The 15,917-nt window shown below is 43.7% G+C and carries 16 protein-coding genes; 9 read left to right on the top strand and 7 right to left on the bottom strand.

The genetic code is table 11. The features are described 5' to 3' along the window. The first annotated feature begins 38 nt into the window (after nucleotides 1–38). On the top strand, nucleotides 39–866 hold the full coding sequence (locus tag UQ64_RS22415) for a MetQ/NlpA family ABC transporter substrate-binding protein (protein ID WP_060625649.1): 828 nt from the start codon (nucleotides 39–41) through the stop codon (nucleotides 864–866). 85 nt (nucleotides 867–951) lie between these two features. Here UQ64_RS22415 and UQ64_RS22410 read toward each other — a convergent pair whose 3' ends face one another. From UQ64_RS22410 to UQ64_RS22395, 4 genes are all read right to left on the bottom strand, one after another. Then, on the bottom strand, nucleotides 952–3,489 hold the full coding sequence (locus UQ64_RS22410) for an ABC transporter permease (protein WP_060625648.1): 2,538 nt from the start codon (nucleotides 3,487–3,489) through the stop codon (nucleotides 952–954). Further along, nucleotides 3,486–4,184 (bottom strand): ABC transporter ATP-binding protein, encoded by a 699-nt coding sequence (locus UQ64_RS22405; protein WP_060625647.1) that lies wholly within the window; start codon nucleotides 4,182–4,184, stop codon nucleotides 3,486–3,488. Before UQ64_RS22405 ends, UQ64_RS22410 begins: the two co-directional genes overlap by 4 nt. A 102-nt stretch (nucleotides 4,185–4,286) precedes the next feature. Next, entirely contained in the window at nucleotides 4,287–5,324 is a 1,038-nt protein-coding gene (locus tag UQ64_RS22400; protein WP_060625646.1) for a sensor histidine kinase, read from the bottom strand. Beyond that, nucleotides 5,321–6,004: a response regulator transcription factor gene (locus UQ64_RS22395; protein ID WP_060625645.1), complete on the bottom strand. Its 684-nt coding sequence runs from the start codon at nucleotides 6,002–6,004 to the stop codon at nucleotides 5,321–5,323. The genes UQ64_RS22400 and UQ64_RS22395 overlap by 4 nt, the downstream gene beginning before the upstream one ends. Before the next feature lie 330 nt (nucleotides 6,005–6,334). Here UQ64_RS22395 and UQ64_RS22390 point away from each other — a divergent pair, with 330 nt between their 5' ends. The 8 genes from UQ64_RS22390 (at nucleotide 6,335) to UQ64_RS22355 (ending at nucleotide 12,065) form a co-directional block, all read left to right on the top strand. Further along, nucleotides 6,335–6,637, top strand: a complete 303-nt coding sequence (locus tag UQ64_RS22390) for a LiaF transmembrane domain-containing protein (RefSeq protein WP_060625644.1) — start codon at nucleotides 6,335–6,337, stop codon at nucleotides 6,635–6,637. A 44-nt stretch (nucleotides 6,638–6,681) separates the two neighbouring features. Further along, on the top strand, nucleotides 6,682–7,359 hold the full coding sequence (locus UQ64_RS22385) for a PspA/IM30 family protein (protein WP_042130994.1): 678 nt from the start codon (nucleotides 6,682–6,684) through the stop codon (nucleotides 7,357–7,359). Between the two features lie 4 nt (nucleotides 7,360–7,363). Next, a complete protein-coding gene (locus UQ64_RS22380; RefSeq protein WP_060625691.1) occupies nucleotides 7,364–7,831 on the top strand; it encodes a PspC domain-containing protein in 468 nt (155 codons plus the stop codon). A 3-nt stretch (nucleotides 7,832–7,834) separates the two neighbouring features. Beyond that, complete coding sequence (locus UQ64_RS22375; RefSeq protein WP_042191765.1) at nucleotides 7,835–8,539, top strand: PspA/IM30 family protein; 705 nt, start codon at nucleotides 7,835–7,837, stop codon at nucleotides 8,537–8,539. Nucleotides 8,540–8,708: 169 nt separating this feature from the next. Then, complete coding sequence (gene liaF / locus UQ64_RS22370) at nucleotides 8,709–9,356, top strand: cell wall-active antibiotics response protein LiaF (RefSeq protein WP_060625643.1); 648 nt, start codon at nucleotides 8,709–8,711, stop codon at nucleotides 9,354–9,356. Nucleotides 9,357–9,386: 30 nt separating this feature from the next. Beyond that, nucleotides 9,387–10,421 carry a sensor histidine kinase gene (locus UQ64_RS22365; RefSeq protein ID WP_060625642.1) on the top strand — a complete coding sequence of 345 codons (1,035 nt, stop codon included), beginning with the start codon at nucleotides 9,387–9,389 and terminating at the stop codon, nucleotides 10,419–10,421. An 18-nt stretch (nucleotides 10,422–10,439) separates the two neighbouring features. Beyond that, entirely contained in the window at nucleotides 10,440–11,093 is a 654-nt protein-coding gene (locus UQ64_RS22360; protein WP_209445865.1) for a response regulator, read from the top strand. A gap of 162 nt (nucleotides 11,094–11,255) precedes the next feature. Beyond that, nucleotides 11,256–12,065 (top strand): YwmB family TATA-box binding protein, encoded by an 810-nt coding sequence (locus UQ64_RS22355; RefSeq protein WP_060625641.1) that lies wholly within the window; start codon nucleotides 11,256–11,258, stop codon nucleotides 12,063–12,065. A gap of 20 nt (nucleotides 12,066–12,085) precedes the next feature. Here the strand turns inward: UQ64_RS22355 and UQ64_RS22350 are convergent, their stop codons facing one another. The 3 genes from UQ64_RS22350 to UQ64_RS22340 are packed head-to-tail and all read right to left on the bottom strand — an operon-like array spanning nucleotide 12,086 to nucleotide 15,761. Then, entirely contained in the window at nucleotides 12,086–13,213 is a 1,128-nt protein-coding gene (locus tag UQ64_RS22350) for a Ger(x)C family spore germination protein (RefSeq protein WP_060625640.1), read from the bottom strand. Then, nucleotides 13,210–14,304, bottom strand: coding sequence for a GerAB/ArcD/ProY family transporter (locus UQ64_RS22345; RefSeq protein ID WP_060625639.1), 1,095 nt, complete (start codon nucleotides 14,302–14,304; stop codon nucleotides 13,210–13,212). Before UQ64_RS22345 ends, UQ64_RS22350 begins: the two co-directional genes overlap by 4 nt. 32 nt (nucleotides 14,305–14,336) lie before the next feature. Next, complete coding sequence (locus UQ64_RS22340; RefSeq protein WP_060625638.1) at nucleotides 14,337–15,761, bottom strand: spore germination protein; 1,425 nt, start codon at nucleotides 15,759–15,761, stop codon at nucleotides 14,337–14,339. Nucleotides 15,762–15,917: the final 156 nt, after the last annotated feature.

Below are 15,917 nucleotides of genomic sequence, written 5' to 3'. Positions count from 1 at the left end.
AAATGGTTAACTATATAAACTGGGGGTTAGTAGTAGTAATGAAAAAATCAATGATACTTGTGCTTATGTTAATGGTATTGGTCGTAGCGGGTTGTGGCTCTAATAAAGCAGCAGAGAACAATTCTGCAAAAGGCAGCGATGAGCTAACCAAATTAAAGATTGCTACTTTGATTCCACCTATGACGGAAATTCTGGATATTGTGAAACCGCTTTTGAAGGAAGATGGTATTGATCTTGAAATCGTTGTGCTGTCTGACAATGTGCAGCCTAATGAGGCTTTGGCGAATAAAGAGGTAGACGCTAACTTTTTCCAACACGTTCCTTATATGAAGCAATTTAACGAGAGCAAAGGCTCCAATCTGGTAGAGGTACAGCCTGTCTATGACGCTATTTACGGTGGATACTCCAAGCGTTACAAGAATGTTGCGGATCTTCCTGAAGGAGCAACACTTGTAATGGCTAATGACCCTTCAAATATCGGCCGTTCTTTACAAATGTTTGCTGCAGCCGATTTGATTAAGCTAAAAGAAGGCGTAGGCATTAAGGCTACACAAGCAGACATTACTGAGAATCCAAAAAACTTTAAGTTTGAGGAAGTAGATCTATTAATGTTGGCGCGTATGCTGGATGATGGAGATCTAGTGGCAATGACTCCGGCTTATGCGAGTCCGCTTGGATTGACACCGAAGAAAGATGCACTGATTACTGAAGGCGCAGATTCTGAATTCACGATCACCTTGGTTGCGCGTGAAGACAACAAGGACTCTGATGCAATCCAGAAGCTAGCTAAACGGATTAGTGGACCAGAAGTGAAGAAATTCCTTGAAGATAATTATGCGGATATTGCGTTGCCTGCTTTTAAATAAGAACAATATGGATTTATAAACAGAAGGCAGACCCAGCGATAATCGCAGGCCTGCCTTTTTTATATAAGGAATGATGTGCTCCCTGTTACTCGGTTTCTCTCAGCCGTTCCACAATCGATGCTTGGCATAAGGTCTTATAAGCTTTTAGTGTTACTGAGTAAGCGATGGTTAATAAAACAGGAACAGTGAGGATAAAAGGCAACCAACTCATCTGAAATACCATAAAGGCCATATTTTCCGTGATGCTTTTGGAAAGGTTATAGGTCAGGAATACACCTAATGTTGAGGTTATAAGGACGGTTAGCAGCACGGTGTAGAGTCCTTCAAGGATCAGCATACGTTTTAGCTGCTTTTTGGTCATGCCAATACTCTCCAGCATGGCAAATTCATTGCGGCGTGAGACTACCCCGGTGAGTACAGTGTTGATATAATTCAACACCCCGATTAGAGCAATGACCAGGCTAAGTCCGTACCCAACGGTTTGAAAAATGCGAATGAATCCACCGAGCTCCTCCTTGTAATCCTCCCTGGATTTCAAGGATAATTCATTTGTCGAATCTGTTAGAGCCTTGGCTGCTTGTTCTATTAAATCCATTTTATCTGGATCGACATGTAGTGTGGCTGAAACGATATTGGCTGGATCTGTACCCTTCGGCAATTCCTTCTGTAGTTCTAAAGCAGGGAGGAAAGCATTATAGCCTAACATGGAGAATGATTTAGTAGTTGCAGCATATACCGCATCATATTTTAATACCGCCATCACTTCATAAGACTTCCCCGACTTCCCGAAAGTGATTGTATCTCCAGGATGATAATAGGTGCGGTAGCTATCTTCTTCTATAAACATGGCCTCAGCTATGACCGCATATTTTCCTGAAGCAAACTTCTGCCTGTTAAACTCCCCTTCAATAATATCCTTGTCCACAAGATCATACCAGCCTGGATCTAATCCATATAAATGAATGTAGATCATACCCCCCTTATCTAAAGTGGAGAGAAGATAAGGATGTGGGTCAACGGCAGCGGCCAACGGCTCTAAAATAGCCCGGATAGCATCATCGACAGGATATGGAACATATCTGTGGTAAACCTTATCAACACTTTCTACACCGTCAATTTTACTTAGATTGTTGGCGAATTCCTCTGAAAGCTTATATGGATCACCGTCTCGAGGCCCTGTAATACTGACTAGCACTTCATTCTGAACCACAAAATCACCGGAGATAAAGGCACCCAGATATTTATTCACATCCAGTGATGAAATTACTGTGAAAATGGTACTGAACAAGATGATACTCAAGGAGAGTGAAGAGAGCATCAAGATCAGCTTCTTTTTGCTTCTGAACAGGTTGGAGAACGCCATGTTGTGAAGTTTTGCGCCATGTTTTGTTTTTTTGGCTTTCCGTTTTCCACCGTTGCTGACTCCTGCAAATTTTACAGCCTCTACCGGCGAGGTTCGCGAGGCCATCCGGCCTGGCTTGCTTGCGGCAATCCAAACTGTTATATACGAGAATGCTGCTGCACCAATAAATATCCACGGGCTAACAGAATAGACATTATCGGTAGAAATGCTTGAAATTGAGGTCGCCATGGGGAGAAGCAGTAGACCGAGCAAATATCCCAACCCTAATCCAAAGGGGAGCGCGAAGAGATAAAGTGAGCGGGCCTGAATCGAGATGATCTTTTTCAGTTGTCGGGGTGTGGTACCGATGGTCTTTAGCAGCCCATAAAATTTCACATCCCGAACGACGGAAATAAAAAAGATATTGTAGATCAGCAAATAGCCGCTCAGCATTGTGATAAGAATGACAATTCCATAAGGAACGATATTCATTAGATTCTCGGAGAGAGAGACACTTGTATAAGCCGGATTTACACCATAGGGCACATCTAGGTCAGTGTCCGTCAAAATCTTTTGTACCTTCTTTTCAATATTATAAGAATTGTTAAACATCACCCCCAGACCTGCGGTGTTCACATAAGAACCCGTTGCTTCAGAGATGTCCGGGTCAGTATGGGAAATGTTCTTCTGTGTAAATGCTTCTGATACAAAAGCCAATCCTGACATCGCCAAATTTTGATCGGCTTCGTAATATCCGGAGAGCTTAAAGTCTTGACTTATGACTTTTTCACCCGTGTCTATATCCAGCTTCACAGTCTGACCTAACTCATATTTTGCTCCAAGCAAGTCAAGCACCCAAGTATTTAGGACGATTTCATTCTCTTGGGAGGGCAGTCCGCCAGCTATAAAGTTGATAAATCCGTGTTTGGCAAAATTCTCGTCAATTCGAAGGACCTCTACCCGGTTATTCTTGAACAGACTGGTGCTTATATCGCCAACCTTAAGGAAGACACCATACGATTTGATGGATGGGTGATTCTTCAGCTTCTCCAACTCAGCAGGATTCAGATATTTGAAGCTTCCATGATAATCACTGCCGGTAGTCTGCATTTGTGCGCGTTGCATCGATTGGTTAATACTGAGTGCCAATGTAAATACAGCTGTGATCAAAAGCGTAGTCAGTACGATGGCACAGATGATAGTGAAATTGCGAGCCCGGTTGGCTTTGAGGCTTTTTTTAGCTAAAGCAGTAATGGTCTTCCGGTTATTTGTGCTGATCATGGCTGACTCACTCCAGAGCTACGGGATTGACCAGTGAAAATAATACCATCTTCAATACGGATTATCCGGTCAGCCGTTTGGGCAATCTGTTCATTGTGTGTGATCATCACGATGGTCTGATTGAATTTCTCGCTCATCTGCTTCAGCAGAATCAGCACTTCCTGACTTGTCTTGCTGTCCAGATTACCTGTAGGTTCATCTGCTAAGATGATTGAAGGTTTGGTCGCCAATGCTCTGGCTATTGCCACCCGTTGCTGCTGCCCACCAGACAGATTAGAAGGTAGAGTATTTATCTTCTCCTGCAAGCCTAAAGTGCGGATGATCAGATCAAGATAAGCTTCGTCAATTTTGCCACCGTCCAGTTCAATGGGCAGCACAATATTCTCCCGCACATTTAGTATGGGTACCAAATTATAGTTCTGAAATACAAACCCCACCGATCTGCGGCGAAAAATGGTCAGCTTCTCATCACTCATCGCAAAAATATCGTTCCCGTCCACGTAAACCTTGCCCTCTGTTGCTCGGTCCAGTCCGCCAAGCATATGAAGAAGGGTACTTTTACCGCTGCCGCTGGTACCGACGATGGCGACAAACTCTCCTTTTTCCACCGTCAGCGATACGCCGTCCAGAGCCTTAACGCTAGAGCCGATCTTTCCATAGTGTTTTTTTAAACTTTCTGTCTGTAAAATAGGCATAACTCTTTCCCTCCTACGAAATCTTTTTTACTATGTTCCAAGAGTAGCAAATCAATCTGACAGGAGAGTGTCTGAATTCTGACCATAATGACACATTCTATTTCATCTCTTGGGTAGGAAAACGGAGAAAGTTGTACCTTTCCCGGCTTCAGAACTGACTTTGATATGACCGCCTTGCGCCGTGATAATCTCTCTGGATAAAAACAATCCAATGCCGACCCCCTCAAATTCACGCGCCTGCTTCCCTCGGTAGAACCGCTTAAAGATGTGGGGAATTTCTTCACTGGGGATTCCAAGACCAGTATCGGTAAGCTGAATACAGGTAAACATCTCATTGGTTTCAGCTAGGATGGAAATTTGTCCACTATGCGGAGTATATTTCACAGCATTCTCCAACAGGTTGAATATAGCTTCACTTGTCCATTTGACATCGTGGCAGGCTAAGATATGTGTCCCGCAGTCAATATTGATGGTAATTTGTTTGTTTTCTGCTTGCGCATACACTTGGGATAACGCCTTGGTCAAAGTCTGAATGAGCGGTTTAGCTTCCATCTGCTGCAGGGAGATCATTCCTGTTTCCAGCCGTGATAATTTGATTAGAGACTGGATTAGCCAATCCAATTTATCTGACTGCGCTTGAATATGCTGGACGTAGTACCGGACATTCTCATCTAGTCCGGGTATCTCCTCCAGCAACTGACTGAATACCATAATATTAGAGAGGGGAGTCTTAGTCTGATGGGAGATATCCGAGATTAGCTCTTTTATTTTGTTTTTCTCGGTTTGAATAATTCGCTCATTCGTCTTAGCAATCCCTATATATCGCTTCAGTTTATGTTCCATCGAAGACAGTGCTGTTTCTTCATAGTTAGTGAGTGGCGGCTGATCATGCATAGCCCGCTCAATCGCTGCATCCAAGGTCTGCATATAATTCGCGGTCCTGCGGTTCCATAACCATACCCATGTGGCTCCTGTTGCTAACAGGCAGATGATGAACAGAATAGCGAGCTGGAGTAGATTCGGGTCGAACCCGTACCAAAACATAATTCTTCCGATAAAACATGCCACGAGAATAATAATGATCAACAAAAAGGGTCTATGTATTTGCTTGAAATGGGGAGGGGTTCCGTTTGTATTCATGACTTTTGCCCTTCAGCCCACATGTACCCCAGTCCGTAGATGGTCTTGATATATTTGGGTGCTGCCGGGTCGTCCTCAATTTTAGCCCGCAGCCGTTTAATGGCAACTGTCAATGCATTTTCATCTACGAATTCGGCATCCGTACTCCAGATCTTGTCTATTAGTTGTTCTCTGGTCATAATGTTGCCCATATTCGTCACCAGCAGCCGCAGCAGTTTTTGTTCGGTTTTACTCAACTGGAGTGGTTGTTTGTATTTGCTGTACTCCAGGTTCTCAAAATTGAGTTCTAACGGGCCTAATGTTATTTTGCCAGTGGATTGCGAATCCGTTCTTCTAAGCACCGCCATTACTCTAGCGCGAAGAACCATCAGACTGAACGGTTTGGTGATATAATCATCGCCTCCCAGTCCAAAGCCGGTGATAATGTCGGATTCCATATCGTTAGCGGTGAGGAATATTATGGGTACCCGTGAGGTCTTACGTAGTTGTTCACAATAATCCAGCCCACTGCCGTCTGGCAGATTGATGTCCAGAATGATGAGATCGATAGGGTGAGTGGTGACAATATGCTCAGCCGCGGCAAGATCGTAGGCTTGGTGAATCACCACATCGTTTTGAGAAAGAGTGAGAGCGATTCCTTTGTTTAAACTACGGTCATCCTCAACGATCAGTATGTTCATAGTAATTCTCCTTTGTTTCTTATTTGATCATTATACATTTTTGGGATTTATTCGAAAGCGAGAATTAATTTAGTAGGCACTTAAAAGTAGAGATTTACCTTATAATCATTAAAAATGTTTTATTGTATATTAAATGTAGTCGTTCGTACCCAATTTATATGTGGATAGGTTAGTTAACTCCTGCATCTAGCACTATAGTGGTCTGCAGTCGCACAGCTACCTCGACTAAGGTCCAGTAACAAAAACCGTCGTTGGTCTGTTTTGAAAGTCTGCGAATTGCTCTAGAATAAGGCTATAAGGTTAAGGACAACGAAAGGCGGTGAGAAAATAATGCAAAGAAGACAAGGAAACGGTTTGGCGGTTGTGCTGATTGTGATTGGTGCGGTAATGCTGCTCGGTTTAGCGCTTCCTCTGATTCACGGTATTTTCAGACTATTGTTTCCAGTATTGCTGGTTGTTCTCGGGTACTATGGGATTAAGAGTGGACGCAAGATTATTGGTTGGGTACTAATGTTCATTGGTGTCATGACCTTGATCGCGAAGCTTTCCTGGATCATCGGACCCCTTCTGGGTGTAGCGTTGATCGTATGGGGAGTGTCAGCTTTAAAGGGTAGAAGAAATGGTACTTATTAAGAAGGATTGTACTTAAACAAGAAGCAGGGAGGGAGCAAGAGATTATGAGTGTTTTTCGTCGCATGAGGGATATTACAGTAGCTAATCTAAATGAACGTCTAGAGCAAAGCCAAGATCCTGTGAAGCTAATTGATCAATTTCTGCATTCAACTCGCGAGGAAATCAGTGAAGCTGAAAGGCTGTATCAGCAATACGCTTCCCATACGAAGCAATTGCAGCAGCAAGTGAACCAAGCGACTGCCATGAGAAATAAACGTGAGGAACAGGCGCTACTCGCACTAAAAGCGGGCGAAGATCATCTGGCAAAGCTGGCTTTGCAAGAAAAGATCATTCATGAGGAAAAGTTGGAGCAGTACAGCGGGCTACTTGAACAAAGTAAGCAATCCTTGTTTGAACTTGAAGGACAGCTGAATGAGCTGAAAATAGAGTATCAGACGGTGTACAGCAAACGTCAGTATTATGCAGCACGGATGGAGTCGCTGAGACTACAGCAACGTATGAACCAAAGAGCAAGTGCTTATGGTAACGGCGGTGATGTTCCCAAAATGTTCGGACGTCTGGAAGATCGGATGTCAGATTGGGAATTAGAAGCGAAGAGCCTGCGCGATGTACGGCGCATGGGACAGGAATATGCGGTGCAAGCAGGTGAGACTGTAGCAACCGTACTCGAAAGAGAAATGGCTCGCTTAAAGGAGAAACTGAACAATGGTGGAAAGGAGTAGCGCTATGAGTCGATTGTATCGTTCAACAAGAGATAAAGTGATGACGGGTCTTGCTGGTGGATTATCTGAGACACTCGGTATTGATTCCACGCTATTCCGGATTCTGTTACTGGTAAGCATTCCGTTTACAGGAGGTGCCGTGATTCCAGTGTACTTCATTGCAGCGCTGGTCATTCCGAAGGAGCCTACGCATTATAATCCTTTCGGACCAGGCCCTGGTGCACCGGGTGGCCCATTCGATGGTCCTTACTCAGGTAGACCAGAACATGGACACGGACCGCATGCTACTGGCGGATATGGACCTTATGGACGCCAACCTAACTACAATCCTAATTTTGAGAAGAACAACGCATATTCAGCTCCAGATTCCGGTTTGGATGCGATGATGAAGGATATCGAGAAGAAGGCTCTGCAAAAAGAAGTAGAAGAACTCAAACAAAAACTGTCTAAATATGAGAAAGGGGAATTGTAAATCATGGGAGTATTTCAAAGAATTAAAGATATGACTAAGGCGTCGGTAAATGACTTGTTGGATAAGGTAGAGGACCCAATCGTAATGCTTAACCAATATCTGCGCGATATGGAGGCTGAAATCCACGAAGCAGAAGTTACAGTTGCCAAGCAAATGGCGAACGAACGCCGCATGAAACAACGCGTGGAAGAAGCAGCAAAAATGTCCGCACAACGTGGAGCACAAGCTGAATTGGCACTGAAAAACGGTCAAGAAGAAGTGACTCGCAAGCTGTTGGAAGAAAAAATCTATTTCGACCAAAAACAAGCGGAATACAGTGATCTTCATGCTCAAGCTGAAGTGCAAGCGAAGGAATTGGTTGGTCAGCTGCACGATATGAAGGATGAATTCTACAAGCTGCGCAACAAGCGTAACGAGCTCGTATCCCGTGCTCAAATGGCTAAAGCGAAGAAACAAATGACACAAATCAGCAGCGTACATTCCATCGAAAGTGGCAGTGCTTCACTCGGATTCCACCGGATGGAAGAGAAGATTATGCAGCTTGAAGCAGAAGCAGATGTAATGCGTGCACCTTACAGCCCATCCGCTGCTTACACTAAACCAGTCGATGTTGAGAAACAACTGAAGGTGGATGAGCAACTGGCTGCACTAAGAAGCAAGCTGAATGATACACCAGCTGCTCCTTCTTTAAACAAAAAAGAAGAATAAATCCTGTTCCTAAAACTTAAGTAGATATGATATGCTGGACAAGAAGAAGCCATACGGTATGGATCTCCATACCGATATGGCTTTTATAGCGGCTGGCGATAATATATTGAAGAGTATAGTTTTGCTTACGAAGTTAGTTTTGCTACGTAAAACTTGTAGGAGGTGCGAAATGGATAAACGAAACCGTTTGATTGCCATCGGACTGATCGGTGTTGGCTGCATGATGATTTTTGGTAGATGGCTCGGCTTTTTCTCCATTGTCGCGCTTCTATTCCTGTTCCTAGGGGTCTACCGTACGACGTCAGGCAAAGTGAAGCAGGGTTATAAGCTGCTCGGGATTGGAGCTATATTGCTTTTGCTGGATCATTTGGTGCTCGTGCTGGGGATTTGCTTGATCTCACTGGGAATGTTTTTTACTAAATCCAAAAGAGTTCAGCGCAAGGAAGGGTTTATGCAGAAGCAGAACTTTTCGTCTAGATTTGACTGGGATCGTTCACCCTGGGTGATGCACAGCCTTAGCTCATGGCATATCCTTGGGGAGGCCGATCTTGATCTTTCACTGGCTATGGCGGAGCAAAAGGAAACAGTTATGCTGTTTCAAGGGATCTTTGGTGATATGGACATTCAATTGTCAGATGATTATGGTATAGAAATCGAAGCCTTTGTGCTTTTTGGATCGATTGAATTCGGTAATGGGCGCGATACAGGTATGCTAAACCGTCTGAATTGGAAGTCCCCTAACTATGATAGCAGTGAATATAAGGTGAAATTTAGTGTCTCTTATTTGATGGGAGATTTGGATGTGCGATTATCCTGATTAGTTTGATACAGAAGGGAGGGTCCCCGTATGGATAAAAAGAACAAAAATATGATGTCACGCAGTATGGGTGAGGGGGCTCTGTTCTCTTTTGTCATGCTGCTTGTGATATTGTACACCATGTATACATATGGCTATTTAAAGCCTTTTGAAAGCTGGATGATTGGATTACGCACGGCATTTACTCTAATTCTGCTGCCGATGGGGTTCGGGGTTGGCTTTGGTTTCTATCAGAGTTTTCGAGTAAAGCGAAAGTTGGAACGCCTGAGAGAAACTCTCGTATTGTGGGAGAAGGGAAACTTAACGCTATCTATGCCTGACTTGGGTGACGATGAGCTGGGAAGGCTCGGAGAACAATTGGGCCGAATCAGCGGAAAATGGGAGAACCAAGTGACAACGCTGCAGCGATTGTCTACAAATAACGCGAAGCTCGCGGAGCAAGCACGAGTATCTGCTATTATGGAAGAGCGTCAGCGGCTTGCACGTGAATTGCATGATGCTGTCTCACAGCAGTTGTTCGCGATTTCTATGACTGCTACGGCTGTAGGCCGGACGCTGGAGAAGGATTTTGACAAGGCGCAACGGCAAATTGCACTTATTGAAGAAATGTCTGCTGTAGCTCAATCAGAGATGAGAGCACTATTGCTACATTTGAGACCTGTTTATTTGGAAGGTAAGGGTTTAGCGCAGGGGCTGCAGGAGTTGATCAAGGAACTTAAGGTTAAGGTTCCGATTGAAATCGTGTTCGAGATGGACCCTGATGTACAATTGCTAAAAGGGGTAGAGAATCACTTATTCCGTATTGTGCAGGAGGCAATCTCCAATACACTTCGTCATGCAAAAGCAGAAAAGATGGAAATCAGGCTGCATCGGCGAGGAGATACGGTTCGTTTGACGCTCCGTGATGATGGGATCGGTTTTGAATTGGATGAGAGTAAGCAAACTTCCTACGGTTTGTCGAACATGCAGGAGCGGATGAATGAAATCGGGGGCTCCATTCAGTTTATTACTGCTCCGGGTAAAGGAATGCGGATTGAAATAACCGTTCCGTTAGTCAATGAATAATAGGAGGAAAGAGTGACCATGGAGATGGAGGAAGCCATTAAGGTATTACTTGTAGATGATCATGAGATGGTCCGGATCGGACTAGCTGCTGTTCTGGGGACTGAAGACGGAATTGAAGTCGTAGGGGAAGCAGGAAGTGGAGAAGAAGGTATCCGCTTAGCGCAAGAGTATAATCCAGATGTAGTCCTGATGGATCTCGTAATGGATGGTATGGATGGAATTGAAACGACCAAACAGTTAATGAAGCAGTATCCAGATATCAAAGTCATCGTGTTGACAAGTTATCTGGATGATGAAAAAATGTATCCGGTGATTGAAGCGGGTGCGTTCAGTTATCTACTAAAGACCTCACGAGCTAGTGAAGTGGCGGATGCTATACGTGCTGCGGCAAGAGGGCAGTCTGTACTCGAGTCACAGGTCGCCTCTAAAATGATGAATCGTTTTCGAAACAACGCAAAGGGTGAATCCCCAGCTTATAAAGAGCTTACGGAGCGCGAGATGGAAGTATTACGTCTGCTGGCGCAAGGTAAATCGAATCAGGATATCGCTGATCAACTAATTATTGGGATCAAGACTGTGAAATTTCATGTGACGAATATTCTCGCGAAGCTGGGTGTGGAAGATCGGACCCAAGCAGCAATTTATGCATATAAAAATGGACTAGCTGAATAATTGGATATCACAATTTATGTGAGTATAAGAACTGGCCAGAGCAAGAAGGGCCGGTTTTTTTGTGTGCAGAAGTATATGAAAATACTTGCCTCCGTATAAAATCTTGTAAAGCGGACATCCTGTTTAGTAGATTAATAGACATGATTGAGAGGGTGTTGGATTGTGGGGTATCTGGAAGAAAGTAAAGGGAAAAGACACGGTGCAGGCCGAAAAAGCGGCATTAGAGGAACGTTGCTGGTATTGATTCTATGCTGTACTGCGATACTTTTGGCAGGTTTTCGGGGCGAAGGTGAAAAAGAGAGCCAGATCGCGCAATTGAAAAAGTCACTCCCTCTCCTGACTTCCCTTGGTAAAAGTGTTACAGTACCCGGCTCCCCTCTTCGTTTAGTTTTAAAATGGCAGGGAGAATACGATGGTGATGGTCTAGAGGCTAGTGTCACTGCAACTAACCTATCCGATGTTCTTGGGTTGGGAGAGACAAGCCGGGAAGCCGGGGGTGAACATCTTACTTACCGTTCAGCTGCCGACAGAGCAGGTTTTCAAACCACCATGTTCTGGAGTGAGCTTGGAAACGGACGTAGTTATGTGATTGTAACCCTGGAGACACCTGATTTGTTAAATGCTCCGGATCTGCAAGCCGAGGCAGAAGAAGCTGGCGCGAAACTACGGAAGATCGGCATCACAGCGGAATGGAACACCTCACTTCAAGGTGCTGCGAAGGAGCAGGAGGGCCCTCAGAAGGCTCTACTGTTAACGGAGCAGAATATGCACGCACAGCTGCCCGAGCTTAAAGTACAGGAAAGCTACGAAGACGAAACAACAGCCAGCCATTCTTATAGTACATCGGCATTGCTGCATTCCGTAATGAGCGGAAGCCACAAGATAGTCCTACAGACAGCTATTCATCAGGATATAAAAGAGGGCAGCAACCGCGTTACGATTGGATTTCCATTAATAACAATAGAATATTGAAAAAAAGACCAATCAAAGATCTATTGTAGAATGCCCGTACTTACAATTTTAACATCAACCTTGGTATGGAATTTTACTTTCCGGTAATCCTCAGACCAATTTTTATTGCTCCAGACATTGTGATGATAAGCAATAAGTTTTCTTCCTACACCAAAGATATCACAGTTTGCCTTTTGGATTTCATTAACAACTGTCTCGGCTTCCTTGGTAAGTAATTCCGAAAGTTCTTGACTGACTTTTTTAAGTTCTTTCTCGTCGAGTGTATCTGTAAACTCTTCTACGACGGCTTTCAGCTCCAAGCCCAAATTCACATCAATGCTTTCATCATCAGCAATGGATACCTTGAATTTCCGCTTTATTTTTTTTGAACCCACATTAATAGTAATGAAATTCCGAATATCATCGGAATGTCCTAAATCAAGTTTCTTAGTGAAGCGGGCATTTTTCCCCTGTTGTCCCATCAGCAGGACCATCATGATTGACTGATCGGGGTTCAACATTCCGCTGTAATTCTGGTCATGAAAGAGAGCCACCCCTTTCGCGATTATTTCGCCCTCATTTCTATCTATATATGGAAGGGCAAAGTCATGCCCTGGATCCTTTAGGGAACGGAACACGGTATCTGCCGTTTCTTTTGGAAAAACACTCATTTCTTCCAGACTATCGATCTTTTGCTTAAGGAATTCACCGATCTTTAATTCCCCAACCATTTTTTGTTCAAGAATTTGGGAAGCTTCTCCTTCCGTAATAATTAGCCGAACATTGGATGTCGGATTGCTTGGATCCCTGTAATTTACATCCAGAATAGGGTACAGGCCTTGCTCAGCCATAGTCTTTCCCATAAGCTCAAAGCCATATTTAATAAATCTTATGTTTCCCCTAACTCTATTTCGCAATTGATTGCTCGCATTCCGTACGGTAGGTCCTGTGCTCGAATGGATTTCGCTCTTAGTAGCTGTCTGCTCAACATCGGGTGGAATGATTAATTCGATGGTTTCTTTGATCTCTCCGTTCTCTGTATAATCAATTGCTGAACAGTAAGCCAGATGCAGGTCTTTCAAATATTCCCGGTCCCAACATCCAGTAAGACAGAAGGAAACAAGGGTGATTAAAAGTACATTCGACTTGAGTTTCATGTCAAACTTCATGCAAGACCACCTGCTTTTCTCTTCATAAATAGGGAAACCATCAGCAACATCATCGATAATCCGGCAATAAACACATAGGACGCATAGGTAGCGGCTGTATCAAAAAGATGAAAACCAGCAGGAGTTACAGGTGCAAGTGCGATCATAAATGTACTGATTTTTACAAACGGAGTAAAATTTTTATGGTTTTTTCGTTTAAATAATACACTGAGTCCGATGGATGCTGCATAGCAGTAGCTAACGATAGAACAAACAAGCGTGATGGCCCAAATCGGCAGAAATAAGATATCTGCACGGTCTACGATATAAAAGTTAAGAGATTTTACTAAGTAGATGACGGGTTCGGGTATCAATTTGATTTGCTCGGAGTTAAATACCATCAGACAGGTAGAGACTACGAAGACATAGAGCAGGGTTACGAACCCACTGGCTAAACTAATGGTCATTAATCTTTGATTATTTGTACCTTCGGAAAGCGGATAGACGATCAGCATCATTTCGAAACCATACATAGATATAGCTGAATCCTTTACTCCATTCATGATATTCCAGAACCCGTTCTCCAAAAGGGGGAGCATTAATTCCAGATGGGCTTGAGTTAAACCGTAGCTGACAAATAGGATAAGCGGGACAAAGAGAACTGTTGCCAGTGTAAAGAATCTGGCCAATACTGTAAGCTTTTCCCTTGCCAAATAGAGAGTCATGATCGAGAAAAGAGCTAATATAGCCCATCTTGGTGTAGTTTGCAGCATCCACCTCTGCAGCACCTCTACCGCACTGAACATAACATTAGAGCCAAGCAGAACAAAGTAACCGATGTAAGCGATGATCAATATCCTACCGATAATGGGGCCTCCGATCTGTAAGCATATAGAAAACAAGTTAAGACCGGGGAACTTGTTCAGCAGAACCCATAGAAGAATGATGACAAGTTGGGTAATAATGCCTGCAATCAAAACAGAGAGCGCTCCGCCGCCCTTGGCAGTTTCGCTAAGCTTGAAGGGAAGAGACAGGATTCCAACCCCGATTTGGGATTGAATAATAAAGCAGAAAAGCTGCCCCCTCGATATCATTTTTTCTTTTTGAGTCATTGTTATAACTCCTGTCAGTTTAGATTAAATGATTATTCTTCAGCCCCTGATTTGCTTGCATTCTTGCGGATGGTCCATATCGGAAGGCGTAAGAAGGTGTCTTTCAAGCCTTGAATATTTATCGGGCTTAGCGGTGTAAGGTAAGGTTTTCCAAAAGATTCAAGCTTACACAAATGTACAAAAATGATCGTCAACCCAAATGATATCCCAATATACCCGAACAAAGAGGCTGCAACCATAAGTGGAAACCGCATAAATCGGATCGCGGAGCTCATCTCGTTGGAAGGGATGAGAAAGGATGATATGGCAGTCAACGCGACAACGATGATCATTGTGTAAGAGACCAATCCAGCTTTAACAATGGCATCCCCGATGACCAAACCGCCTACAATCCCAATGGTTTGACCTACACGGCTGGGCAGACGGAGCCCCGCCTCCCGCAGCAGTTCGAATATGAGTTCAAGCAGCATTGCTTCAACCAACGGAGGAAATGGGATCCGGGTCAATGAACCTTGAATCGTAAAAAACAATTGCAAGGGAAGGACGCTGGAGTGAAAAGAAACGGTAGCAATATAGAGCGCGGGCAGTTGAAATGCTGTTACAAAGCCGATCAGACGGACAAAACGGACAAAGGAAGCAATCACCCAACGATTGCTATAGTCATCTGGTGTCTGATAAAAGGAGAAGAAGCTGGCAGGTACAATCAGAGCAGTGGGATCTCCATCCAGCAGTATAGCAACGTATCCTTTCAGTAAATAGAAGGAGGTATGGTCTGGACGCTCTGTATTGATATGTTGTGGAAATATAGAGTACGAATTGTCCTCCGTTAATTCCTGTATAAAGCCAGTGGAGAGAACCGCATCAAGAGAAATTTTTTTTATTCTTGAGTCTACTTTTTTTACCAATTCAGGATTGGCAAGGTTCTCCATATAGACTAAGGCTACCTTTTTGGGTGCGATTTTCCCAAGGGTGGTGTAGCGAACAGTAAGGTTTGGGGTGGCGATTTGTTTACGAATCAGGTATAAGTTAACCGTCATATCTTCAATAAAACCGTTATGCGAACCCCGAATAACCGCTTCGTTCTCAGGCTCGCTAATACTTCGTTCGTGCTTGGCAGGGGTGGAGAGGATATAAAATTCAGACATTCCTTCTAAAAAATAGAGGCAGCCTCCGTGAATAAGCCCCTGAATGCCTTTGTTTAATTCTGTTTCCATACCGAAGCTGAGTGATGTAAATAGCTTGGAAAGATCGGTGTCTTGGTTATGGCCAAAAGGAGCAATCACATTCCGCTCAACCAGTTCCGTGTCTGCGGCGGACTCCAGATAGAAGAGGATTCCTTCCGTCCCGTTAAAGGATATCCTTCTTTTTTTGAGATCATTTGTATGGAATAAGGCTGCTTCGATGTAATCGGCATTTTGATCTACAGTAGTGAATGAGATTTGAGTTTGGTTAGTCATTAAAGGGCGCTCGACTTTCGAATTTTTTTCCTTTAACGTTCCCGGATGATTTGCAGAATATTCCTGATTGAAAGTAATTAATTTGTATAGATGGTTCGTCTGCACAGTATGAGAAACAAAATAATTCAATTGTAATAAATGGATACAATGAAAAAC

Origin of the sequence: Paenibacillus etheri, from assembly GCF_001012825.1 — a bacterium.
GTDB lineage: Bacteria > Bacillota > Bacilli > Paenibacillales > Paenibacillaceae > Paenibacillus_AQ > Paenibacillus_AQ etheri.
Note: the sequence above shows the minus strand (reverse complement) of the source record. Positions and strands in the feature narration are given on the sequence as shown.